At 74.3% G+C, this 18,987-nt stretch carries 18 protein-coding genes; 11 read left to right on the top strand and 7 right to left on the bottom strand.

Going from position 1 to position 18,987, the window contains the following annotated elements; genetic code table 11:
- Positions 1–88 precede the first annotated feature (88 nt).
- From IE305_RS20540 to IE305_RS20520, 5 genes are all read left to right on the top strand, one after another.
- Positions 89–805, top strand: a complete 717-nt coding sequence (locus IE305_RS20540) for a TetR/AcrR family transcriptional regulator (RefSeq protein ID WP_190131131.1) — start codon at positions 89–91, stop codon at positions 803–805.
- 121 nt (positions 806–926) lie between these two features.
- Entirely contained in the window at positions 927–1,889 is a 963-nt protein-coding gene (locus tag IE305_RS20535) for a hypothetical protein (protein ID WP_229891261.1), read from the top strand.
- 68 nt (positions 1,890–1,957) lie between these two features.
- Positions 1,958–3,832 (top strand): HSP90 family protein, encoded by a 1,875-nt coding sequence (locus IE305_RS20530; RefSeq protein WP_229891260.1) that lies wholly within the window; start codon positions 1,958–1,960, stop codon positions 3,830–3,832.
- The gene (locus IE305_RS20525; protein ID WP_190131129.1) at positions 3,832–6,735 is read left to right on the top strand and encodes a tetratricopeptide repeat protein; all 2,904 of its coding nucleotides are present in this window, start codon (positions 3,832–3,834) and stop codon (positions 6,733–6,735) included. The genes IE305_RS20530 and IE305_RS20525 overlap by 1 nt, the downstream gene beginning before the upstream one ends.
- 127 nt (positions 6,736–6,862) lie before the next feature.
- A complete protein-coding gene (locus IE305_RS20520; protein WP_229891258.1) occupies positions 6,863–7,576 on the top strand; it encodes a hypothetical protein in 714 nt (237 codons plus the stop codon).
- A 10-nt stretch (positions 7,577–7,586) separates the two neighbouring features.
- On the opposite strand, the gene map is transcribed toward IE305_RS20520, so the two are convergent.
- Entirely contained in the window at positions 7,587–8,354 is a 768-nt protein-coding gene (map, locus tag IE305_RS20515; RefSeq protein WP_190131128.1) for a type I methionyl aminopeptidase, read from the bottom strand.
- 89 nt (positions 8,355–8,443) lie between these two features.
- On the opposite strand from map, the gene IE305_RS20510 reads away from it, so the two are divergent.
- Positions 8,444–8,719: a helix-turn-helix domain-containing protein gene (locus IE305_RS20510; protein WP_190131127.1), complete on the top strand. Its 276-nt coding sequence runs from the start codon at positions 8,444–8,446 to the stop codon at positions 8,717–8,719.
- A 94-nt stretch (positions 8,720–8,813) separates the two neighbouring features.
- Positions 8,814–9,410: a dihydrofolate reductase family protein gene (locus tag IE305_RS20505; protein WP_190131126.1), complete on the top strand. Its 597-nt coding sequence runs from the start codon at positions 8,814–8,816 to the stop codon at positions 9,408–9,410.
- 21 nt (positions 9,411–9,431) lie between these two features.
- Here the strand turns inward: IE305_RS20505 and IE305_RS20500 are convergent, their stop codons facing one another.
- Positions 9,432–10,178 carry an SDR family NAD(P)-dependent oxidoreductase gene (locus tag IE305_RS20500; RefSeq protein WP_190131125.1) on the bottom strand — a complete coding sequence of 249 codons (747 nt, stop codon included), beginning with the start codon at positions 10,176–10,178 and terminating at the stop codon, positions 9,432–9,434.
- A gap of 32 nt (positions 10,179–10,210) precedes the next feature.
- Positions 10,211–10,594 carry a hypothetical protein gene (locus IE305_RS20495; protein WP_190131124.1) on the bottom strand — a complete coding sequence of 128 codons (384 nt, stop codon included), beginning with the start codon at positions 10,592–10,594 and terminating at the stop codon, positions 10,211–10,213.
- A gap of 161 nt (positions 10,595–10,755) precedes the next feature.
- Here IE305_RS20495 and IE305_RS20490 point away from each other — a divergent pair, with 161 nt between their 5' ends.
- Positions 10,756–11,226, top strand: a complete 471-nt coding sequence (locus IE305_RS20490; RefSeq protein ID WP_229891256.1) for a VOC family protein — start codon at positions 10,756–10,758, stop codon at positions 11,224–11,226.
- Between the two features lie 21 nt (positions 11,227–11,247).
- Here the strand turns inward: IE305_RS20490 and IE305_RS20485 are convergent, their stop codons facing one another.
- Complete coding sequence (locus tag IE305_RS20485; protein WP_190131123.1) at positions 11,248–12,360, bottom strand: FAD-dependent oxidoreductase; 1,113 nt, start codon at positions 12,358–12,360, stop codon at positions 11,248–11,250.
- A 134-nt stretch (positions 12,361–12,494) separates the two neighbouring features.
- On the opposite strand from IE305_RS20485, the gene IE305_RS20480 reads away from it, so the two are divergent.
- Positions 12,495–13,178, top strand: coding sequence for a TetR/AcrR family transcriptional regulator (locus IE305_RS20480; protein ID WP_190131122.1), 684 nt, complete (start codon positions 12,495–12,497; stop codon positions 13,176–13,178).
- Between the two features lie 9 nt (positions 13,179–13,187).
- Here the strand turns inward: IE305_RS20480 and IE305_RS20475 are convergent, their stop codons facing one another.
- Together IE305_RS20475 and IE305_RS20470 are read right to left on the bottom strand one after the other, a co-directional pair.
- Positions 13,188–14,003 carry a nucleotidyltransferase domain-containing protein gene (locus IE305_RS20475; RefSeq protein WP_190131121.1) on the bottom strand — a complete coding sequence of 272 codons (816 nt, stop codon included), beginning with the start codon at positions 14,001–14,003 and terminating at the stop codon, positions 13,188–13,190.
- Positions 14,000–14,701: a nucleotidyltransferase domain-containing protein gene (locus tag IE305_RS20470; RefSeq protein WP_190131120.1), complete on the bottom strand. Its 702-nt coding sequence runs from the start codon at positions 14,699–14,701 to the stop codon at positions 14,000–14,002. The genes IE305_RS20475 and IE305_RS20470 overlap by 4 nt, the downstream gene beginning before the upstream one ends.
- A 110-nt stretch (positions 14,702–14,811) precedes the next feature.
- On the opposite strand from IE305_RS20470, the gene IE305_RS20465 reads away from it, so the two are divergent.
- Positions 14,812–15,756, top strand: coding sequence for an ADP-ribosylglycohydrolase family protein (locus tag IE305_RS20465; RefSeq protein ID WP_373311689.1), 945 nt, complete (start codon positions 14,812–14,814; stop codon positions 15,754–15,756).
- Positions 15,757–15,763: 7 nt separating this feature from the next.
- Here the strand turns inward: IE305_RS20465 and IE305_RS20460 are convergent, their stop codons facing one another.
- A complete protein-coding gene (locus IE305_RS20460) occupies positions 15,764–16,540 on the bottom strand; it encodes a hypothetical protein (protein WP_190131119.1) in 777 nt (258 codons plus the stop codon).
- Positions 16,541–16,745: 205 nt separating this feature from the next.
- Here IE305_RS20460 and IE305_RS20455 point away from each other — a divergent pair, with 205 nt between their 5' ends.
- The gene (locus tag IE305_RS20455; RefSeq protein ID WP_229891255.1) at positions 16,746–18,827 is read left to right on the top strand and encodes a SpoIIE family protein phosphatase; all 2,082 of its coding nucleotides are present in this window, start codon (positions 16,746–16,748) and stop codon (positions 18,825–18,827) included.
- Positions 18,828–18,987: the final 160 nt, after the last annotated feature.

The raw sequence follows: 18,987 nt of genomic DNA, 5'->3' as shown, positions 1-18,987 counted from the left end.
CGGGGTCCTTCCGTGCCGGCCGGGACGCCGCGTCCCGGCCGGCACGGCCCGTGGCACCGGCCGCCGGCGTGCCGATTAGGCTCTGACCGTGCCAGCAGAGAAGGAACCCCGACCGGTCAAGAGCGAGCAGACCCGCACCCTCATCCTGGAGACCGCACTGCGGCTGTTCCAGGAGCGGGGCTACGACAAGACCACGATGCGGGCCGTCGCCAAGGAGGCCGGCGTCTCCGTCGGCAACGCCTACTACTACTTCGACGGCAAGGAGCACCTGATCCAGGGCTTCTACGACCGCATCGGCGCCGGCCACCAGGCGGCGGTGCGGGAGGTGCTGGACCGGGAGACGGACCTCCAGGCGCGGCTGTCGGGGGTGCTGCGGGCCTGGCTGGACGTCGCCGAGCCGTACCACGAGTTCGCGGCGCAGTTCTTCAAGAACGCCGCCGACCCGCAGAGCCCGCTCAGCCCCTTCTCGCCCCAGTCCGAGCACGCCCGCCGGGCGTCCATCGACATCTACCGGGAGGTGCTGACCGGCTCGCGGGCCAAGGTGCCCGAGGAACTCGCGGACGTGCTGCCCGAGCTGATGTGGCTGTCCCAGATGGGGCTCGTCCTGTACTGGGTCTTCGACCGGTCGCCCGGCTGCGAGCGCAGCCGCCGGCTCGCCGACCGCGGCGCACAACTCACCGCGCGCGGCGTGTACCTCGCGCGGTTCCGCGTGCTGCGGCCGCTCGTGCGCGAGGTGCACGAGCTGTTCGCCGACTTCCTGCCCGGCATGGCGCAGACGGCCGTGGCACGCCGCAAGGAGCCGTAAAACCCCCGAAAACCACCTCCCGAACTGAGGTGCGACACACGGGGTGATCGTGATACATCACTATCTGTCCCCGGGGGCGGTGATTTGCGGCCCCAGCACGTCACCGCAGGGAGCCTCCTCCATGGCACTGTTCCGCCGCCGTCCGTCCACCGTCCAGCTGGACCCCGACCACGGCGACCCGGCCGCCGCCGCCCTCCGGGCCGCGACCCGCGCCGGCGACTGGCGGGCGATGAACCATCAGCTGGCGGCCGTTCCCCAGGGCGAGTACTCCGACGGGCTCGTCATCGGCGCGGTGATGGAGACCAACGGCGTCGAGCAGTGGATACCCCAGGTCGTCGCCGCCGAGCCGCAGTCCGCCCTCGCCCACCTCGTCTCCGGCGCCCGGCACATCGGCTGGGCCTGGCAGGCCCGCGGCGGCGGCTACGCCTCCGACGTCTCCCGCGAGCAGTTCCAGGTGTTCTTCGAGCGGCTGCGCGTCGCCGAGGACGCCCTCTACCGGACCGCGGAGCTCCGCCCCGACTGGAGCGCCCCCTGGTACCTCCTCCAGATGAGCGGCCGCGGCCTCCAGGTCGGGCAGGAGATCCAGCGGCGCCGCTTCGAGGCCACCGTCCGCCGCTGCCCCGGCCACATGGGCGCCCACCAGCAGCAGCTCCAGCAGCTCTGCAAGAAGTGGGGCGGCTCCCACCAGGAGGCGCACGCCTTCGCCCGCTCGGCCATGCTCGCCGCCCCCCTCGGCAGCCCCTTCGGCAAACTCGTCGCCTCCGCCCACATCGAGGAGGCCCTCAGCGGCGAGGGCCGCGACCTCACCGCCCACCTGAGCCGCCCCGAGGTCCTCGCCCAGCTCCACGAGGCCGCCGACCGCTCCTTCCGCCACCCGCACTTCGCCCACCACATCACCCCCGGCGGCTGGATCCCCGTCTACAACACGTTCGCCATGGCCTTCTCGCTCGCCGGCGACGTGACCGCCGCCCGGCACTGCTTCACCGCCCTCGGCGACCACGCCACCGAATGGCCCTGGCAGTACCTCAACGGCGGCGACCCCGCCAAGGCCTTCACCACCTGGCGCGCCAAGGCCGGGCTCTGACCCCGCCCGCCCCCGGCGCACCGCCCCCACCGCCCGTTCCGGGCGCCGAACAAGAAAGCAGCTCACTGGTGTCCCACCCCGAGCCCGTCCACACCTTCCAGGTCGACCTGCGCGGCCTCGTGGACCTGCTGTCCCACCACCTGTACTCCAGCCCGCGGGTCTACCTCCGCGAACTGCTGCAGAACGCGGTGGACGCCGTCACGGCCCGGCAGGCCGCGTTCCCCGGCGCGCCCGCGCGCATCACCGTGCACACCGGCGGGACGCTGTCCGTGACCGACACCGGCATCGGCCTCACCGAGGCCGATGTGCACACCTTCCTCGCCACCATCGGCCGCAGCTCCAAGCGCACCCCCGACGGCGCCCTCGACGGCGCCGGCCTGGACGCCGCCCGCGGCGAGTTCATCGGCCAGTTCGGCATCGGCCTGCTCGCCTGCTTCGTCGTCGCCGACGAGATCACCGTGATCAGCCGGTCCGCCGCCCACCCCGGCGCCCCCGCGGTCGAGTGGCGCGGCCGCTCCGACGGCCACTACACCATCCGCACCCTGCCGCCCTCCGCCGTGCCCGAGCCCGGCACCACCGTCCGGCTCACCCCGCGCCCCGGCACCGAGGAGTGGACCGCCCCCGAGCAGGTCGCCGCCCTCGCCCGCCACTACGGCGGCCTGCTGCGCCACGAGGTCACCGTCGTCGACCCGCACGGCACGCCCTCCCGGATCAACGAGACGCCGCCGTGGGAGGCCCCGTACGCCTCCCCGCACGCCCGCCGCGAGGCCCTGGCCCGGCACTGCGCCACCACCTTCGGCTTCACCCCGCTCGACACCATCGACCTCGACCTGCCCGTCGCGGGCCTGCGCGGCGTCGCCTACGTGCTGCCCACCGCCGTCAACCCCGCGCGCCGCGCCGGCCACCGCGTCCACCTCAAGGGCATGCTGCTCTCGGACCAGGCGCCCGAACTGCTCCCCGAGTGGGCCTTCTTCGTCCGCTGCGTCGTCGACACCACCAGCCTCCGCCCCACCGCCTCCCGCGAAGGGCTCTACGAGGACGAGACGCTCGCCGCGATCCGCGACGCCCTCGGCGCCCGCATCCGCGACTGGCTCACCGGCCTCTCCGCCAGCGACCCCGGCCTGCTCCACCGCTTCCTCGGCGTCCACCACCTCGCCGTCAAGGCCCTGGCCCGGCACGACGACGAACTGCTGCGCATGCTCCTGCCCTGGCTGCCGTTCGAGACCACCGACGGCAACGTCACGCTGGAGGAGTTCACCCGCGCCCACGCCACCGTCCTGGTGACCGGCACGGTCGAGGAGTTCCGCCAGGTCGCGCCCATTGCCGCGGCCGCCGGCCTCGGCGTCGTCAACGGCGGCTACACCTACGACCGCGACCTCGTGCACCGGCTGCCCGAGATCCGGCCCGGCACCACCGTCACCGACCTCGACCCGGCCACCGTCAGCGCGCACCTCGACTCCGCCGACCCCTCCGCCGAGCTGTCCGCCTCCGCGTTCCTCAGCACCGCGCGCGACGTCGTCGGCCAGTACGGCTGCGACGTCGTCCTCCGCAGCTTCCAGCCCGTCACCGCCCCCGCCCTGCTGCTCGACAACCGCGAGGCCCGGCAGGAACGCACCCGCGCCGAGATCGCCGGCGAGAGCGACGGCCTGTGGGCCGACATCCTGGGCGCCCTGCGCAGCGAGGCACCCCGCGCCCAGCTCGTGCTCAACCACCTCAACCCGCTGGTGCGCCGCGCCCTCACCGTCACCGAGCACGGCCTGGCCGTCACCACCGCCGAGGCGCTGTACGGACAGGCGCTGCTGATGACCCGCCGCCCCCTGCGCGCCGCGGAGAGCGCCCTCCTCAACCGCGCCTTCATCGGCCTGCTCAACCACGCCATGCACGACGGCCCGCACGACGGCCCGCACCACCACGACGGCTCCGGGCCGCGGAAGGAAGCGTAATGCTGGAGACCAAGGAGGCCGTGTTCGACGCCCTCCGCGAGAACAACGACCGCCCCTACGGCCGCCGCCGCACCGTCGTCGCCGAGGAACTCGTCGAGGCCGCCGGGCAGTTCCCCGAGAACGACCTGCTGGTGACCGCGCTCCTGGAGCTCATGGAGGCGTACGAGTTCTCCGGCGAGCACCGCCACTCCCCGGTCGTCTTCGCCCGCATCCTCAAGCTGTGGGACACCGACCGCGGCGCCTTCAGCGAATGGGAGGCCAAGCAGGTCCTGTGGCGCTTCAAGTGGGTCACCACCTCGCTGCTCCAGGTGCCCGACGTGCCCCTCACCGCCATCGACGGCTGGCTCGCCCAGATGGACGAGCGCTACCGCGCCGCCGGCCAGGGCCGCCAGCCCGTCGCCGCCATGCGCTACGCCGTCGCCCGGCACACCGGCCACGGGCTGGCGCACGCCTACGACGCCTGGGCCACCCGCCCCCGCGAGGAACTGAGCGACTGCGAGGCCTGCGAAATACGCCAGCGCGCCCTCTTCCACGCCGGCACCGGCGACGACGCCCGCGCCCTGGAGACCTGGCGCCCCGTTCTGGAGGGCACCGCCGGCTGCACCGAGGAGCCCTGCACCAGCCAGGCCAAGGCCCTGCTGCCGCTCCTGCGCCTGGGCCGCACCGACGAGGCCCGCTCCCACCACCTCGCCGGCTACCGCGCAGCCCGCGGCAGGACCGCCACCGCCGACGAGATCGGCCGGCACCTGGAGTTCTGCGCCCTCACCCACAACGAGGCCCGCGGTCTGGAGATCCTCGCCGAGAACCGCGAGCTGTTCACCGTCACCGGCGCACCCCTGAACCGGCTCCACTTCCTCACCGGCACCGAGGTGCTGCTGCGCCGCCTCGCCGCGCAGGGCCACGCCGGCGCCGCCACCGCGGGCCCGGCCGGCCGCACCTGGACCGTCGGCGACCTGCTCGACCACGTCCACGCCGAGGCCGACGCCCTCGCCGCCGCCTTCGACACCCGCAACGGCAGCACCTGGGTCGGCGACCGGCGCCGCGAACGGCTCGCCCGCGAACCCCTGCTCGCCGAGCCGCTGCCCTTGGGCCTGCGCGCCACCGCCCTGCTCCTCGCCCCGGCCCCCGCGCCCGCCCCGCAGGCACCCGTACCCGACGACTTCGCGACCCTGCTGGAGCAGGCCCGCGCCATGGACGCCCAGGGCCACCCCGGCGCCAAGCGGCTCTGGCGGCGCGTCGCCGACATCGTCACCGCGCCCGGCCACGTCCACGACCCCGCCCTCGGTCCCGCCGAACGGCTGTCGGCCGAACTCGCCGAGCAGCGCGGCTTCGCCGCCTTCCACGCCGAGCGCCACGACGACGCCCGGGCCGCCATGACCGAGGCCGCCGAGCTGTTCGCCCGGGCCGGCATGCCCTGGCACGCCGTGGTGGCCCGGGCCCGCGCCGCCTGCCGGCCCGCCACCGCCTCCGGCGGCGAGCCCGACTGGGCCGCCCTCGCCACCGCGCTCCCCGAGGCGGGCGAGCTGCTGGCCGCGGGCGTCCCCGGCGTCGAGCACGACAACACCCCCCAGGAGCACTACCTGGCCGTGCTGGTGTGCCACCTCAGCGCCGCGCACACCGCGCTCCTCGCGGAACTGCCGGACGTCACGCCCGCCACCCGGGAACGGTTCGAGTCGGCGGCCGCCACCGTCCTCGCCGAGGCCGGCCGGCTGGGCGTGGCCCACACCCCGGCCGTCGCCCACCAGTACCTCGCCGACGTCGCCGCGTACACCGGCCGCTTCGACGAGGCGGAGGCCCGGCTGCGCTCCGCCGTGCAGGTCGCCGAGACCGCCGGCCGCCCGTGGCGCGCCGCCAACGCCCGGGGCCTGCTCGGCCAGGTGCTGCTCCAGCAGGACCGCCCGCAGGAGGCCGCCGACGAACTGCGGCAGGCGCTGAGCACGGCGGCGCGCCACGACGACACCGACTTCCCCGTCGCCCGCACCCACATCCTGCTCGGCCACGCCTGCGCGCACTCCGGGGACGTCGCCGGCGCGGTGCGCCACCTGTCGGAGGCGGCCGCGCGGCTGGACCGCGAGGACGAGCCGGAGAGCGCCGCCGAGACGCGGCTCCAGCTCGCCGACGTCCTCTCCCGCGCGGACCAGTGGGCCGACGCGGTGGCGGTCCTGGAGTCACTGCTCACGGACGACGCCGCGGCCTCGCTGCCGGCGCCGCTCGCGGCGCAGATCCGGCTCGACCTCGCCCGCGGCCTGACCGAGCTGGAGGAGTACCGCGCCTCCGCCGAGGAGTTCCTGCGGCTGGCCGACACCGTCGCCGGCTGGGAGGACGGCACCACGCACACCCTGGTGGCCGCCGAGGCGGCCGTCGCCCTGGCCCGCGCCGGCTCCTGGGACGCGGCCCGCACCGCGTACGAGCGCGCGGTGACGGCCCACGGCGCGGCCGCCAACCCGGGCCCGGTCCTCAGCATGATGTGCCAGTTCGCGGCCCTGACCACGGCCGCCCAGGGCCCCGACGGCCTGGACGCCGCCCTGGCCCACCTCGCCGAGGCCGACCGGCTGCGGCTGTCGGTGCCCGCCGGCGAGGAGGGCTTCGCCGCCTGGTACCACGAGGGGGCCACGCACTACCGCAGGGCCCGTACCCTCGCGGTCGCCGAGCGGTTCGCCGAGGCCCTGGCGGAGATGGAGCGCGCCGTCACGGCGTACGAGGCGGGCGGCCCCCAGGCCGAGGCGCCGCGCGCCGAGGCGGTGCGGGTGGCCGCGCTCATCGAGGGCAACGGACTGCACGCGGTCCCGGCGGCGACGGCCCGTCTGACGGCGGCCATCGCCCGGTGCGAGGCGGCGGGCCTGCCGGAGGCCGTGGCGATCCTCACCAGCCTGCGCGAGGACCTGGCGTCCCGTCAGGAGTGAGGCGCCGCGGACGGGATGACGGGTGGCTCCGCCGCGTGGGGGAAGCGGCGGTCCCTCTCCGGGTGAGGAGGGAGAACCGCAGGTCACGACCTCGGGCCGATGGGCCGGAGGGGGTGTGCGGTGAAGGATGGGTGTCGTCGGAAGGAACGACACCCACTCCACCAACTCCCCGGAGGACACCGTGATTTCCTCGCTCTCCCCCCGTGCCCGCAAGGCGTCCGCCGTCGCGGCGGCCCTGGCCGTGACCGCCGTCCTGGGTGCCACCGCCGTCGCCGCGACGGACGACCACGGGAAGGGCGGCAAGCAGGAGGTGGCCGCCGTGCGCGGCAGCGCGGAGTTCATGCTCCCGTACTACCCGGACGACGACGTCCGCTCCTTCACCTTCGACGCCGAGGCCGCGCCCTACAGCAACCCGCAGCCGGGCATCCCCACGGGCCTGCCGACGGACGCCAAGGGCACGGTGAAGATCTCCCACTACTCGGCCGAGCGGAAGGTGACCTACACCTCGGAGGCCCGGGTGGACTGCCTCGTCACCGGGCCGCACACCGCGACCCTGACCGCGGTCGTCACCAAGGTGGGCCCCGGCGGCCCGCCCAATGTGGGCAAGCGCCTGGGCTTCAGCGTCCACGACGGCGGCAAGGACGGCGGTCCCGGCCGCTCGCACGACCGCGTCGGCTTCTCCTGGAACGGCGTCAACCTCGACCCCAAGGGCAAGGGGCAGCCGGAGGAGCTCCCGGTCGGCACCTGCATGGCGCCCGCCCCGTACGCCCCGGTCACCAAGGGCGGCTACACGGTCCACCACGCGGAGCTGCCGCAGATGCCGGGGCAGGGGAAGCGGTGAGTGGTGCCGGTCAGGGCAGGGTGAGGATGCGCGGACCGTCGTCGGTGACGGCGACGGTGTGCTCGATGTGGGCGGCGCGGCTGCCGTCGGCGGTGCGGAGCGTCCAGCCGTCGGGGTCGGTGCAGTAGGCGTCGCTGCCGCCGGCCATGAGCATCGGCTCGATGGCGAGGGTCAGGCCGTGGCGCAGCGGGAAGCCGCGGCCGGGGCGGCCCCGGCCCGGCACCGAGGGGTCCTCGTGCATGCGGCGGCCGATGCCGTGTCCGCCGAAGTCGGCGGGCATCCCGCAGCGGGCGGCGTCGGCGACCGTGCCGATGGCGTGGGAGATGTCGCCGATGTGGTTGCCGGGCACGGCCGCGGCGATGCCGGCCTCCAGGGCCCGCCGGGTGGCCTCGACGAGCTCGACGTCGGCGGGGCGGGCCCGGCCCACGATGAAGGTGACGGCCGCGTCCCCGGTCCAGCCGTCGAGCTCGGCGCCGCAGTCGATGCCGACGACGTCGCCGTCGCGCAGCCGGTAGCCGTCGGGTATGCCGTGCACCACGGCGTCGTTCACCGAGGCGCAGATGACGCCGGGGAACGGGGTGGGGGCGAAGGAGGGCCGGTAGCCGAGGAAGGGCGACCGCGCCCCGGCCTCGTCGAGCACCGCACGGGCCGCCTCGTCCAGCTCCGCCAGGGAGACACCGACGCGGGCGGCCTCCTGTACGGCGGCCAGGGCGTGGGCCACCACCCGGCCCGCCTCCCGCATCGCGTCCAGCTCCGTGTCCGTCTTGAACGTCACCATGCGTCGTACCCCCTGCTCACGGCCTGCGGCCGATTCTTATACCGGTATAAGTATCCCGGTATTGATATCACGGTATTAGTATCACGGTCATGGTGCGAACTCCTTTGACCCCGTGGGAACGGCAGCGCGGCGAGCTGTTCGGCGCGCTGCTGCGTGAGGCGCGCGGCGAGCGCAGCATGGTGGAGGTGGCCGCGGCGGCGGGCGTCTCCGCGGAGACGCTGCGCAAGATCGAGACGGGCCGCGCGCCGACCCCGGCCTTCTTCACCGTGGCGGCCCTGGCCGGCGCCCTGGACCTGTCCCTGGATCAACTGGCTGTGGCCTGCGTCCCGGAGAACGGCTGGGAGGACGAGGCGTTGTCGGCCTGAGACGCCCGTTCGTGCGGGCTGTTGTCAGTGGTGGGTGCGAGGATCCTCGGTGTCGGCAGCGATGGCAGCCGCAGTGACGAGGAGGAGCATCCCCATGCGCATCGTGGTCAGCGAGTTCATGAGCCTGGACGGCGTCGTGCAGGCGCCGGGCGGGCCCGGGGAGGACACCGACGGCGGCTTCGCGCACGGCGGCTGGTCGCATCCCTTCTTCGACCCGGAGGTGGTCGGCGGGGCGTTCGCCGGGGCGCTGGACGCGGCCGAGGCGCTGCTGTTCGGGCGCCGTACGTGGCAGACGATGGCCGCGGCCTGGCCGGAACGGGCCGGCGACCCGTTCGCCGACCGGATGAACTCCATCCGCAAGTACGTCGTTTCCAGCACGCTGGACGACTCCGCGCCGGCCTGGGACAACACCACGCGCATCCCGGGTGACGAGGCCGTGGCCCGCATCCGCGAGCTGCGCGCGGCCGAGGGCGGCGACCTGCTGGTCATGGGCAGCCCCACGCTCGTGCGCACCCTGCTGGCGGAGGGCCTCGTCGACGAACTGCGGCTCATCGTCATGCCGGTGCTGCTCGGCGGCGGGAAGAGCATCTTCCCCGCGGACGGTGTGCTGCGCACGCTGGAGCTCGTCTCCACCGTCACCGGCGCGGCGGGCGCACAGGTGTGCACGTACCGGCCGGCCGCCGCGTCCTGACGGACGCCGGCCGCGGCGGCATCAGCGCATCAGCGTGCCGCCGTTGATGTCGTACGTCGCCCCGGTGACGAAGGAGCCCTCCGCGGCCAGGAACACGACCAGCCGTGCGACCTCCTCCGGCGTGGCGATGCGCCCCAGCGGCACCTGCGCGGTGAGTTCGGCGAGCTGCTCGGGGCTCACGGCGCGCACCATCGGGGTGTCGGTCATGGCCGGCGCGACCGCGTTGACGGTGATGCCGTGCGGCGCCAGCTCGGTGGCGAAGACCCGGGTCAGGGAGATCAGCCCGGCCTTGGAGCTGCCGTAGGCGGCGCCGGTGGGGCGGGGCGTCTGGCCGGCGACCGAGGCCATGTTGACGATCCGGCCCCAGCCGCGCTCGCGCATCCCGGCGGCGACGGCGCGGGTGAGGAAGAAGACGGCGCGCAGGTTGACGGCGAAGACCTCGTCCCAGTCCTCGGGGGTGATGTCCCACAGCGGTACCGCCAGGGGACGGGCGGCGTTGTTGACGAGGACGTCCACGGGCGACCAGTCCTCGGCCGCGCGGTGGGCACGCTCGATCGCGTCGAGGTCGCGGAGGTCGGCGTGGAGCGGCAGGACGCGCTGCCCGCCGGGGTCGAGCGCGCGGGCGGTGGCGCGGTTGGCCTCGTCGTCGACGTCCAGCGCCACGACGCGCGCGCCTTCCGCGAGGAAGGCCCGCACGAGGGCGGCGCCCAGCCCTTGGGCGCTGCCGGTGATCAGCGCGGTGCGGTCGCTCAGGGCGGTACCGGGCATGGTGTCTCCGTTCCGGGGGTCTTCCGAGTGGTTCAGGCAGTGCCGAAGAACAGCGGCCGCCCCACCCGGGCCTCGACCCGCAGATAACGCCACAGCCGCCCGGCCCCCACGGGGGTCTCCCGCACGATGCCGCACACCCGCGACACGGTGGCCAGGTCGGGGACGTCGGCGAGTATGTACGACATCCACGGCCAGGCCGGGGTGGCCCCCACCATCAGCTGGTCGTCGTCCAGCGTGCCCAGCACCCGTACGCCGAAGCGTTCCGCGAGCCGGCCGAACGCCGGCGGAATGGCCTCCGCCACCACCGCCCGCTCGTCGTCGTCGGCGTTGAAGAACTCCTGCGTGACGCCGATGCAGAAGAGGACGCGCAACGGGTCGGGGGTGGGGGAGCCGGGCTGGGTCTCGGAGGCGGACATGACGCGACCTCGTCGGGAATCAGGGCGGCACGGGGCCGCGCACGGCAGGGGGCCGACCGCCGAAACGATCATGAAGACGCTAACACTCACCCCTGGACACGGACGGACCGGGCCCGCCGCCTCACCCGCGCGGCACCGCCCGGGGTGCGGCGGCCGCGCGGGTGGCGGAGCAAGGTAGCGACGGGGGTGCCGTCGCCGGGGAGAAGGCCGAGGTGGAGCAGGTCATGCCGTTCGCGCCGTGCATGAGCGTGCGGGACACCGCCGCCAGCATCGCCTTCTACAAGAAGCTGGGCTTCGACGTCGACTCCAGCGCGGCCCGCCCTGGCGACGACATCCACATGCTCCTCTACCGGGGCGAGTTCTGCGGCATGCTCTACAGCAACGACGACCTGCGGAACTGGCTGCCCATCCTGGCCGACGAGCCCATCGGCATGGCCGGCATGCTCTACCTGGGCGTGGACGACTTCGAGGGTGTCCACGCCCGGGTCACCGAGCACACCCAGATCATCAAGGGCCCGCTCACCGACCACACCGGCCAGCGGGTCTTCTACTTCCGAGACATCGACGGCTACGTCATCGGCGTCAACGACAACGCGGCCCTCGCCGCAAGCGATTTCGGCACGTACGCCTGAACCCCCGCCTGCCCCGTCCGCTCAGGGTGCCGCGGCCGGGACGGGCGGCAGGATGTCGTTCAGCCCTTGCGCGCAGCCCGCGGCGGCCTTGGCCGCGCGGGGCAGCATGATGCTCTCGTAGGCCCGCACGGCCTGGCCGGGCGTGGGTTCCCGGACCAGGGCCAGCGCCAGGTCGGCGCCGTCCCGCAGGGCGAGGTTGGCGCCGACGCCCAGCGGCGGCATGAGGTGGGCGGCGTCGCCGAGCAGCGTGACGCCGGGCACGTGGTCCCAGTGGTGCGCGACGGGCAGCGCGTACAGGGGGCGGTTGACGAACTCCTCCTCGCCGTGGCGCAGCAGGTACAGCAGGTCGTCGTGCCAGCCGTCGTACATGCCCAGCAGGTGCCGGCGGACCGCCGCCGTGTCGGCGAGGTCGAGCCCGGCGGCGGCGTGCCAGTCCTCGGGCGCGCGGAACATGGCCGCCGTGTCGATGCGGCCGCCGCTGCTGCGCTGGGCGAACAGGCCCTGGCTGCCGGCCCGTGCCGACAGGGAACCGTTCCCGACCATCCGGGCCATGGCGGCGTGGCGCCTGTCGGCGTCGTCGAAACCGTTCCCGACGAACGTGACGCCTGTGTAGCGGGGTACGGCGTCCGACACCGCCGGCCGGACCCGGGACCAGGCGCCGTCGGCGCCGACGACGAGATCGAAGTCCTCGGCGGAGCCGTCCTCGAACAGCAGCCGGCAGGTGCCGTCGCCCTGCGGGAGTGCCCCGGTGACGGCCCGTCCCCAGCGCACGGTGCCGGGCGTGAGCGACTCCAGCAGCAGGTCGCGCAGCTGGCCGCGGTCGATCTCCGGGCGGTGGGACACCCCGTCGGCCGGTTCGTCCACCGTCAGGACCTCGGCGGTGAAGGGGTCGAGGGCGCGCCAGGTCTCGCCCTCGGGGCGGGCCAGTGCGTGGAACCGGTCGAGCACTCCGGCCTCGTCCAGCGCCTTCTGGCCCGTGGTGCTGTGGATGTCGAGCGTGCCGCCCTGCCTGCGGGCGCCGGCGGACGCGTCGCGCTCGAAGACGGTGACGGAGCAGCCGTGGCGTTGCAGGATGCGGGCACAGACCAGCCCGCCCGGACCGGCTCCGACGACGGCGATGTGCAAAGCCTGCATGGGGACCCCCTTGAGTGGTGTGACGGGGCGGCGACCGCGACCCGGCCCACCCCCGGTCACACAAAAGCACACCGACTCAATAAGTGCAACGACTTAACTTTTTGGGCTGCTCAACCGTGCGGTAGGGTGGCCCGGTGACCGAACCCACCGGGCGCCGCGAGCGCAAGAAGGCCCAGACCCGCAAGGCGTTGGCGGACGCCGCGCTCGAACTGTTCCTGGAGCGCGGCTACGACCAGGTCGGCGTCAAGGAGGTGGCCGACGCCGCGGACGTCTCGGTGACCACGCTGTTCAAGCACTTCCCGTGCAAAGAGGCCCTCGTCTTCGACCTGGAGCAGGACATCGAGGCGGCACTCGTCGGCGCCGTGCGCGACCGCGCCCCGGGCCGGTCGGTCCTGGAGGCCCTGCGCGAGCACCTGCTGACCGCCGTGGGGCCGCACCTGCTCTGGCCCGGCGCCGCCGAGAAGTCCGGGCTCGGGGAGTTCAGCCGCGAGCACCTGCTGACCGCGGTCGGGCCGCACACCCTCCCGCCGGGCGTCGGCGAGGGGTCCCGGCTCGAGGAGTTCAGCCGCATGGTGGAGAACACCCCGGCCCTGCGCGAGTACGCCCACCGGATGTGGCTGCGGCACGAGGCCGCCCTGGGCCGGGCGATCGCCGCCGAGACGGGGGCCCCCGAGGACGACGCCACCTGCGCCGCCCTCGCCCGCTTCGCCCTGGACATCCCCTTCCTCGCCGGCAGCCACCCGGACCCGGCGGCTGCCGCGGACGCCATGTTCACCCTGCTGGAACGCGGCTGGAACGCCACGCACCCCGGGCACTGAGAGCCGCGGTCAGCAACCGCCGCCGGCCGCCAGCCGCGTCTCCACCACCAACGCGTCCACCTGCTCCCGCGCCCCGGGCACGTCCGGCAGAGCCGTGGCCGCCTCCGCCGCGTCCAACGCCGCGTGCAGCGCCGCCACGTCCGCGGCCAGGCGCTCCTGCGACGGCGCACCGTCCAGCGCCGCCAGCGGCAAATGCTCGGCCGCCACCTTGGCCCGCACCAGCTCACCCACGTAGGCCGGTGCCGGCCCGGTCTCCGCCAGCGCCGGCAGATCCGCCAGCACCTGCCGCTCGCGCATCAGGTGGATGCCCGTCAGCAGCAAACGGAACGTGTACAGCAGCGGCTTCAGCTCACCGGTCCTCCCGAACAGCCGCCACTGCGTCGTGGCGAAGCCCCGGTAGTGACGGGCGTGGTGCCGCGTCAGCAGCTTCGGCGCGAGCTCCACCAGCGCCGCGTGCTCCGGCGTCGTGTGCACCACGAGCGGGGAGAGCAGCTGCTCCAGGACGTAGCCGTTGGGGCGCAGCAGCAGCCGCGCGAACTTGGCCAGGTCGTGCGTGACGAGGTCCAGCTCCACGCCGTCGCGGTCCCAGGTCCGGCTCAGCGTCTCCTGCCCGGGCTCCAGCCCGAGCACGTCGCGCAGCGGCAGCAGGTGCACCCCGCGCAGGTCGACGTCCGAGTCGCGGGACGGGAACCCGTACAGGTGTGCGCCGGAGACCGTGGCGAACAGCAGCGGGTGCTGCTGTTCCGCGACGACCGGCGTCAGGTCGGGCAGGCCGGCCGGGGCGGACGCCGGGGGAGTGGTGGACAGGCCGTGGGTGACGTTCATGATGCGGGGCTTTCCTGGTGGAGGGAACGGCGGCGTACGGAGACCAGCCAGTCCTCGACGCGCGGGGTGTCGGGGTCGTCGGGCAGGGGGCTGCCGGCGAGGGCCGCGTCGAGGCGGGCGGCCAGACGGTCGTGCCAGGCACAGACCTCCGCCCATGTCAGCTCGCCGCGGCGGACGGCCATGAGCCGCTCCCGGTGCGGGCCCACGTCGACCATGACGGAGCCGCTCTCCAGGAGCTCCGCGCCGCTGATCATCAGCCGCAGCAGGTGCACGACGTGCTTCCAGCGCGGCTCGCCCTCGCTCCGCCGCCGGGCGTCCGCCTTGGCGAACTGCGACCGCGCGTACCGCCCGTACGTCCGGTACGCCCTGCGGGAGAGGAACGCGGGCGCCAGCGCGCGCAGTTCGGCGCCGAGCGCCGTGCTGTGCTCGACCAGGGGGCTGTGCAGCACCTCCAGCACGTTGGGGTTGCCGGTCAGGGCCAGCTCGCAGAACCGCTCGACCTCCCAGCTGAACTGCTCGGGCAGCGGCCCGTCCAGGTGCGTGGGCGGCTTGCTCATCGGCCAGAAGTCCTCGGTGGGGGCGACGAACACGCCGCGCCGGTCGACATCGGAGGCCGCGGTGGCGAGTCCGAACGCGCGCGACCCGACGACCACCGACAGGATGGAATGCCGCTCGGCCAGGTGTTTCTCGTCCGACATGCGGATCATCGTCGTATCCCGGACCGTTCCGTGTCCAAACGCTTTTCACCGGGCGGCCGCCCCCAGGGGTGCCCTGCCGCCCCCGGCACCGGCTTGGTTAGGCTTCCGGGATGACCGGGATCAACCGCATGGACCGTGCCGCAGGAGCCGTCGTCGGATCGGCCGTGGGCGACGCCCTGGGCGCCCCCTTCGAGTTCGGGCCGTCCGGAGCGTTCTCCGCCCGCTTCCCCCGTTCCGCGCCCGGCGGCGAGATGTGCGGCGGCCGCGGCTGGGACCCGGGCGAGGCCACCGACGACACGCAGATGGCGCTGCACGTCGCCGACTCGCTCCTGGAGCGCGGGCGGCTGGACCCGGCCGACATCTTCGCCCGCTTCCAGCGCTGGGCGGCCGCCGACCTGAAGGACATCGGCATCCAGACCGAGGGCGTGCTGCACAGCGGCCTGCCCTGGGACCGCGCCGCCACGGCCTGGTTCGAGGCCGGGCACCGCTCCGCCGGCAACGGCTCCCTCATGCGGGCCACCACCGCCGCCGTGCACTTCGCGGCCCGGGGCCGCGCGGCCACCATGGACGCCGCCCGCCGCATCTCCGCCCTCACCCACGGCGACCCGGCCGCCGGCGAGGGCACCGCCGTCTTCCACGACCTGGTACGTGTCGCACTGGACGGCGGCGACCCCGTCGCGGCCCTCCCGGAGACGCTCGGCCACGTGCACCCGGACCACCGCGACCGGTACGCCGCCGTCCTCGCCCCCGACTGGCACCCCCGCCTGGCCACCGAGCCCAACGGCGCCGTCTGGCCCTGCCTGGGCTCCGCCGTCTGGGCGCTGCGCACCACGACCACGTTCGAGGACGCCCTCCGCGCCGCCGTCGACCTGGGCATGGACACCGACACCGTGGCCGCGGTCACCGGCGGCCTCGCCGGTGCCGTGTACGGGCTCGGCGCCGTCCCCGCGCGCTGGACGGAGCCCCTGCACGTACCGCTGCCCGGCGCGGGCGACCGCGTGCTGCGCCTGCCGGAACTGACCGAGGTCGCCCGGCGCCTGGTGGAGTCCGGCTGAGCCCGCCTCAGCCGCGGACCCGCACGCCGTAGCGGGTGCGCAGCACGTGCAGCTCCCAGCAGGAGACGGCGGTGACCGACAGCGGTCCGCCGAGGAACGCCGCGATCTTCACCGCCAGCGGCCCGTTCGGCAGGCCGTCGCCGAGCTGCACCAGGTTGAGCACCCACACCAGGACGACCGTGAGGACGGCCGGCAGCGAAGCGTGCACGTCGGCGGTGTTGAACGCGAACCGGGCGGCGGCACCGGAGGCGAAGAACAGGAACCCGGCGGCCCACATCAGGAACGGGAACCACACCAGGGCCATGAACACGAAGACCACCGCCTGTGGGACGGCGTAGCCGCTCAGCGACTTCCCCAGCATGCCCAGGCCGAGGAAACCACCCACCGCGACCACCGGCACACCCACGTACCAGCCGACCGCCCGCAGCGGATGCCGCAGCCGCGACCGCAGCAGCGGCCGGTGCTGCCGCGGCGCGTACCAGATGAAGCCGGCGACGACGACCGGCCCCACCAGCAGCAGCACCAGCGGTGCCGTGAACAGCTTCGTGAAGCCGTCCTCGAAGACGGCGCTCCAGCCGCCGTCCACCCCGTACACCGATATCAGCACGAAGGTCGTCAGCGCTCCGACGACCGCCCGGGCCTTCTGGACCCGGCCGATGACCGGGTCGTTCACCCGGCCCGTGCTCGGCGCGGCGAAAATGGCGGTGGCCCGGGCCCGTGCGTGCCGGAACAGACCGAACGGGCCGCACCCGCCGACGGCCATGACGTCGCGTCCAAGCGACATGTGGTGTCCCTCCCCGTGATTGACGTCCCGGCAGCTTACTCACGTCCCACCAGCACCGAACGCCACTCCCGCACCCACCCGTCCGGCGCACCGTGCGCCCCGTGGACCCGGCGCCGTGACGTCACCCGTTCGCCGCCCAGCTGGTGAGGTGCCGCCCCGGCCGGACGAGGATGAAGGGACGTGCCGGCGCAGGAGAGGGGCGACCGTGAGCGGGCCGGAGGGTGAGCAGCGGACGGCGACGGGTGCCGGCGGCGGCTCGCCGTGGAGCATGTTCGACCCCGTGCCGGTGCCCGTCGCCGTCACCCGGGGGCCGCAGCACGAACTCGTCTACACCAACCACCTCCACCGGCAGGTCTTCGGCCCCCGGCCGCTGGGCGTGCCGCTCGCCCAGGCGTTCCCCGAGCAGAAGCAGCAGAGCTACTTCGCCCTCGTCGACGAGGTGTTCCGCACCGGCGAGCCGGTGCGCCTGGCCGCCGCCCCCAGCGAGTACCGCTCGCCGCACGGCTTCACCAAGCGGTACTTCACCTTCAGCCTCTCCGTCCTCGGCATGCCCGACGGCGGGCGGGGCGTCCTCGTCGTGGCCGTCGACGTCACCGAGCAGGTCCGGTCCGCGGAACGCGACCGGAGCACCACGGAGGAGCGGCTGCGCGCCCTGCGCCGGTTCGAGAACCTGGTGGCCACCGGCACACAGATCGTCTGGGTGGCGGCCGCCAAGGGCGGCACCATCGAGCCCAGCCCCGGCTGGGAGCACGTCACCGGCCAGACGTGGGAGGAGTTCCGCGGCGACGGCTGGCTGGACGTACTGCACCCGCAGGACCGCGAACCCATGAGGGCCGCCTGGCAGCAGGCCCTGGACGAGGTGCCCGACGAGTTCACGTACGTCTACCGGCTGCGCACCGCCGACGGCACCTACCGCCACTTCCACGTCCGGGCCGTGCCCGTCCGGGACGACGACGGCCGGGTCCTGGAATGGGTGGGCACCTGCACCGACATCGAACGGGACTGGCAGGAGCAGCGCCGCAAGGACGTCCTGGCCGCGGCGGCGGCCCTGCTGGCCGAGTCCACGCAGCCCCGCACCGCGTTCGCCGCCCTCGGCGACGTCATCGTGCCCGCCCTCGCCGACAAGTGCGGCATCTACCTCTTCACCGACCCCGTCGACCAGCTCGCCGACGGCGCCGGGCTCACCGTCGAACGCATTGCCGCCCGCACCCGCGAGGGCCTGCCCGCCGACCCGCCCCGGCTGGGGACCGAGCACATCCCGGACGGCAGCGTCTTCGCTCGCGCCGTCCGGGAACGCCGCCCCGTCCTCACGACCTTCGACCCCGACACCACCCCGCCCGGCCTCGTGCCACCCGACACGCTGCCCTGGCTGCGCAGCGCCCGCGCCCACAGCGTCGCCGTCGTGCCCGTCCTCATCGACGGCACCCTCGCCGCCATCGTCGACGTCTTCGCCTGCGGCGACCGCGACCCGATCGGCGCGGCCGACCTGGCGCTGCTGCACGAACTCCTGGAACAGGCCCACGACCCGCTGCGCAACATCATGGAGTTCCAGCGCACCCAGCGCGTCGCCCTCGCCCTCCAGCACAGCCTGCTCAGCCGGCCCCCGCACTACGGCGACCTGCACATCGTCTCGCGCTACCTGCCGAGCCCCGCCGCCGCCGAGGTCGGCGGCGACTGGTACGACTCCTTCGTCCTGGGCGACGGCGCGCTGGCACTCGTCATCGGCGACGTCGCCGGGCACGACATCGCGGCCGCCGTGAACATGAGCAAGATGCGCAACATGCTGCGCAGCCTCGCCGCCGACCGGGAGGAACCGCCGGGCGACATCATCCGGCGCCTCGACCGGGCCGCCCAGCTCCTCGAACCCGACGGCTCCACCGCCACCTGCGCTCTCGTCCGCGTCGAGGACGCCCCCGACGGCGGCCGGCAGGCGTACTACAGCGTCGCCGGGCACCCCCCGCCGCTGCTGGTGACCCCGGACGGCCGCACGTCCTTCCTCACCGGGGCCATGTCACCGCTGCTCGGCCTGCCCGTACCCGACGACTGGCGCGTCAGCGCCGTGCAGCCCCTGCCCGCCGGCAGCACGCTGCTGCTCTACACCGACGGCCTGGTGGAACGCCCCGACGAGGACATCGACGACGGCCTGACCCGCCTGGCCCGCACCGCCGCCGACCTCGCCGGCACCCCCCTGGAGACGTTCTGCGACACCCTCGTCTCGTGCGCCGCCGCAAGCGGCCGCGACGACGTATGCCTCATCGCCGTCCGCCTGCCGGCGCCGCAGCACTGAGCCGGTCGGTTTCCGCTGATCGGGGACGGTTTCAAGCCGTCCGCCCAGCGCAGGTCCTCGTGAAACGTCCGTAGTCGCTCTCGGTCACCCGGCGGACCCTACGGCCTGCCACCATGGGCCCGTCCCCCATGCCGCGCACGCCTCTTGTGTGTCCCGGCAC

The organism is Streptomyces mashuensis (assembly GCF_014654785.1).
GTDB lineage: Bacteria > Actinomycetota > Actinomycetes > Streptomycetales > Streptomycetaceae > Streptomyces > Streptomyces mashuensis.
The sequence above is the reverse complement of the archived record's forward strand: the minus strand, read 5'-3'. Positions and strand labels throughout refer to the sequence as shown.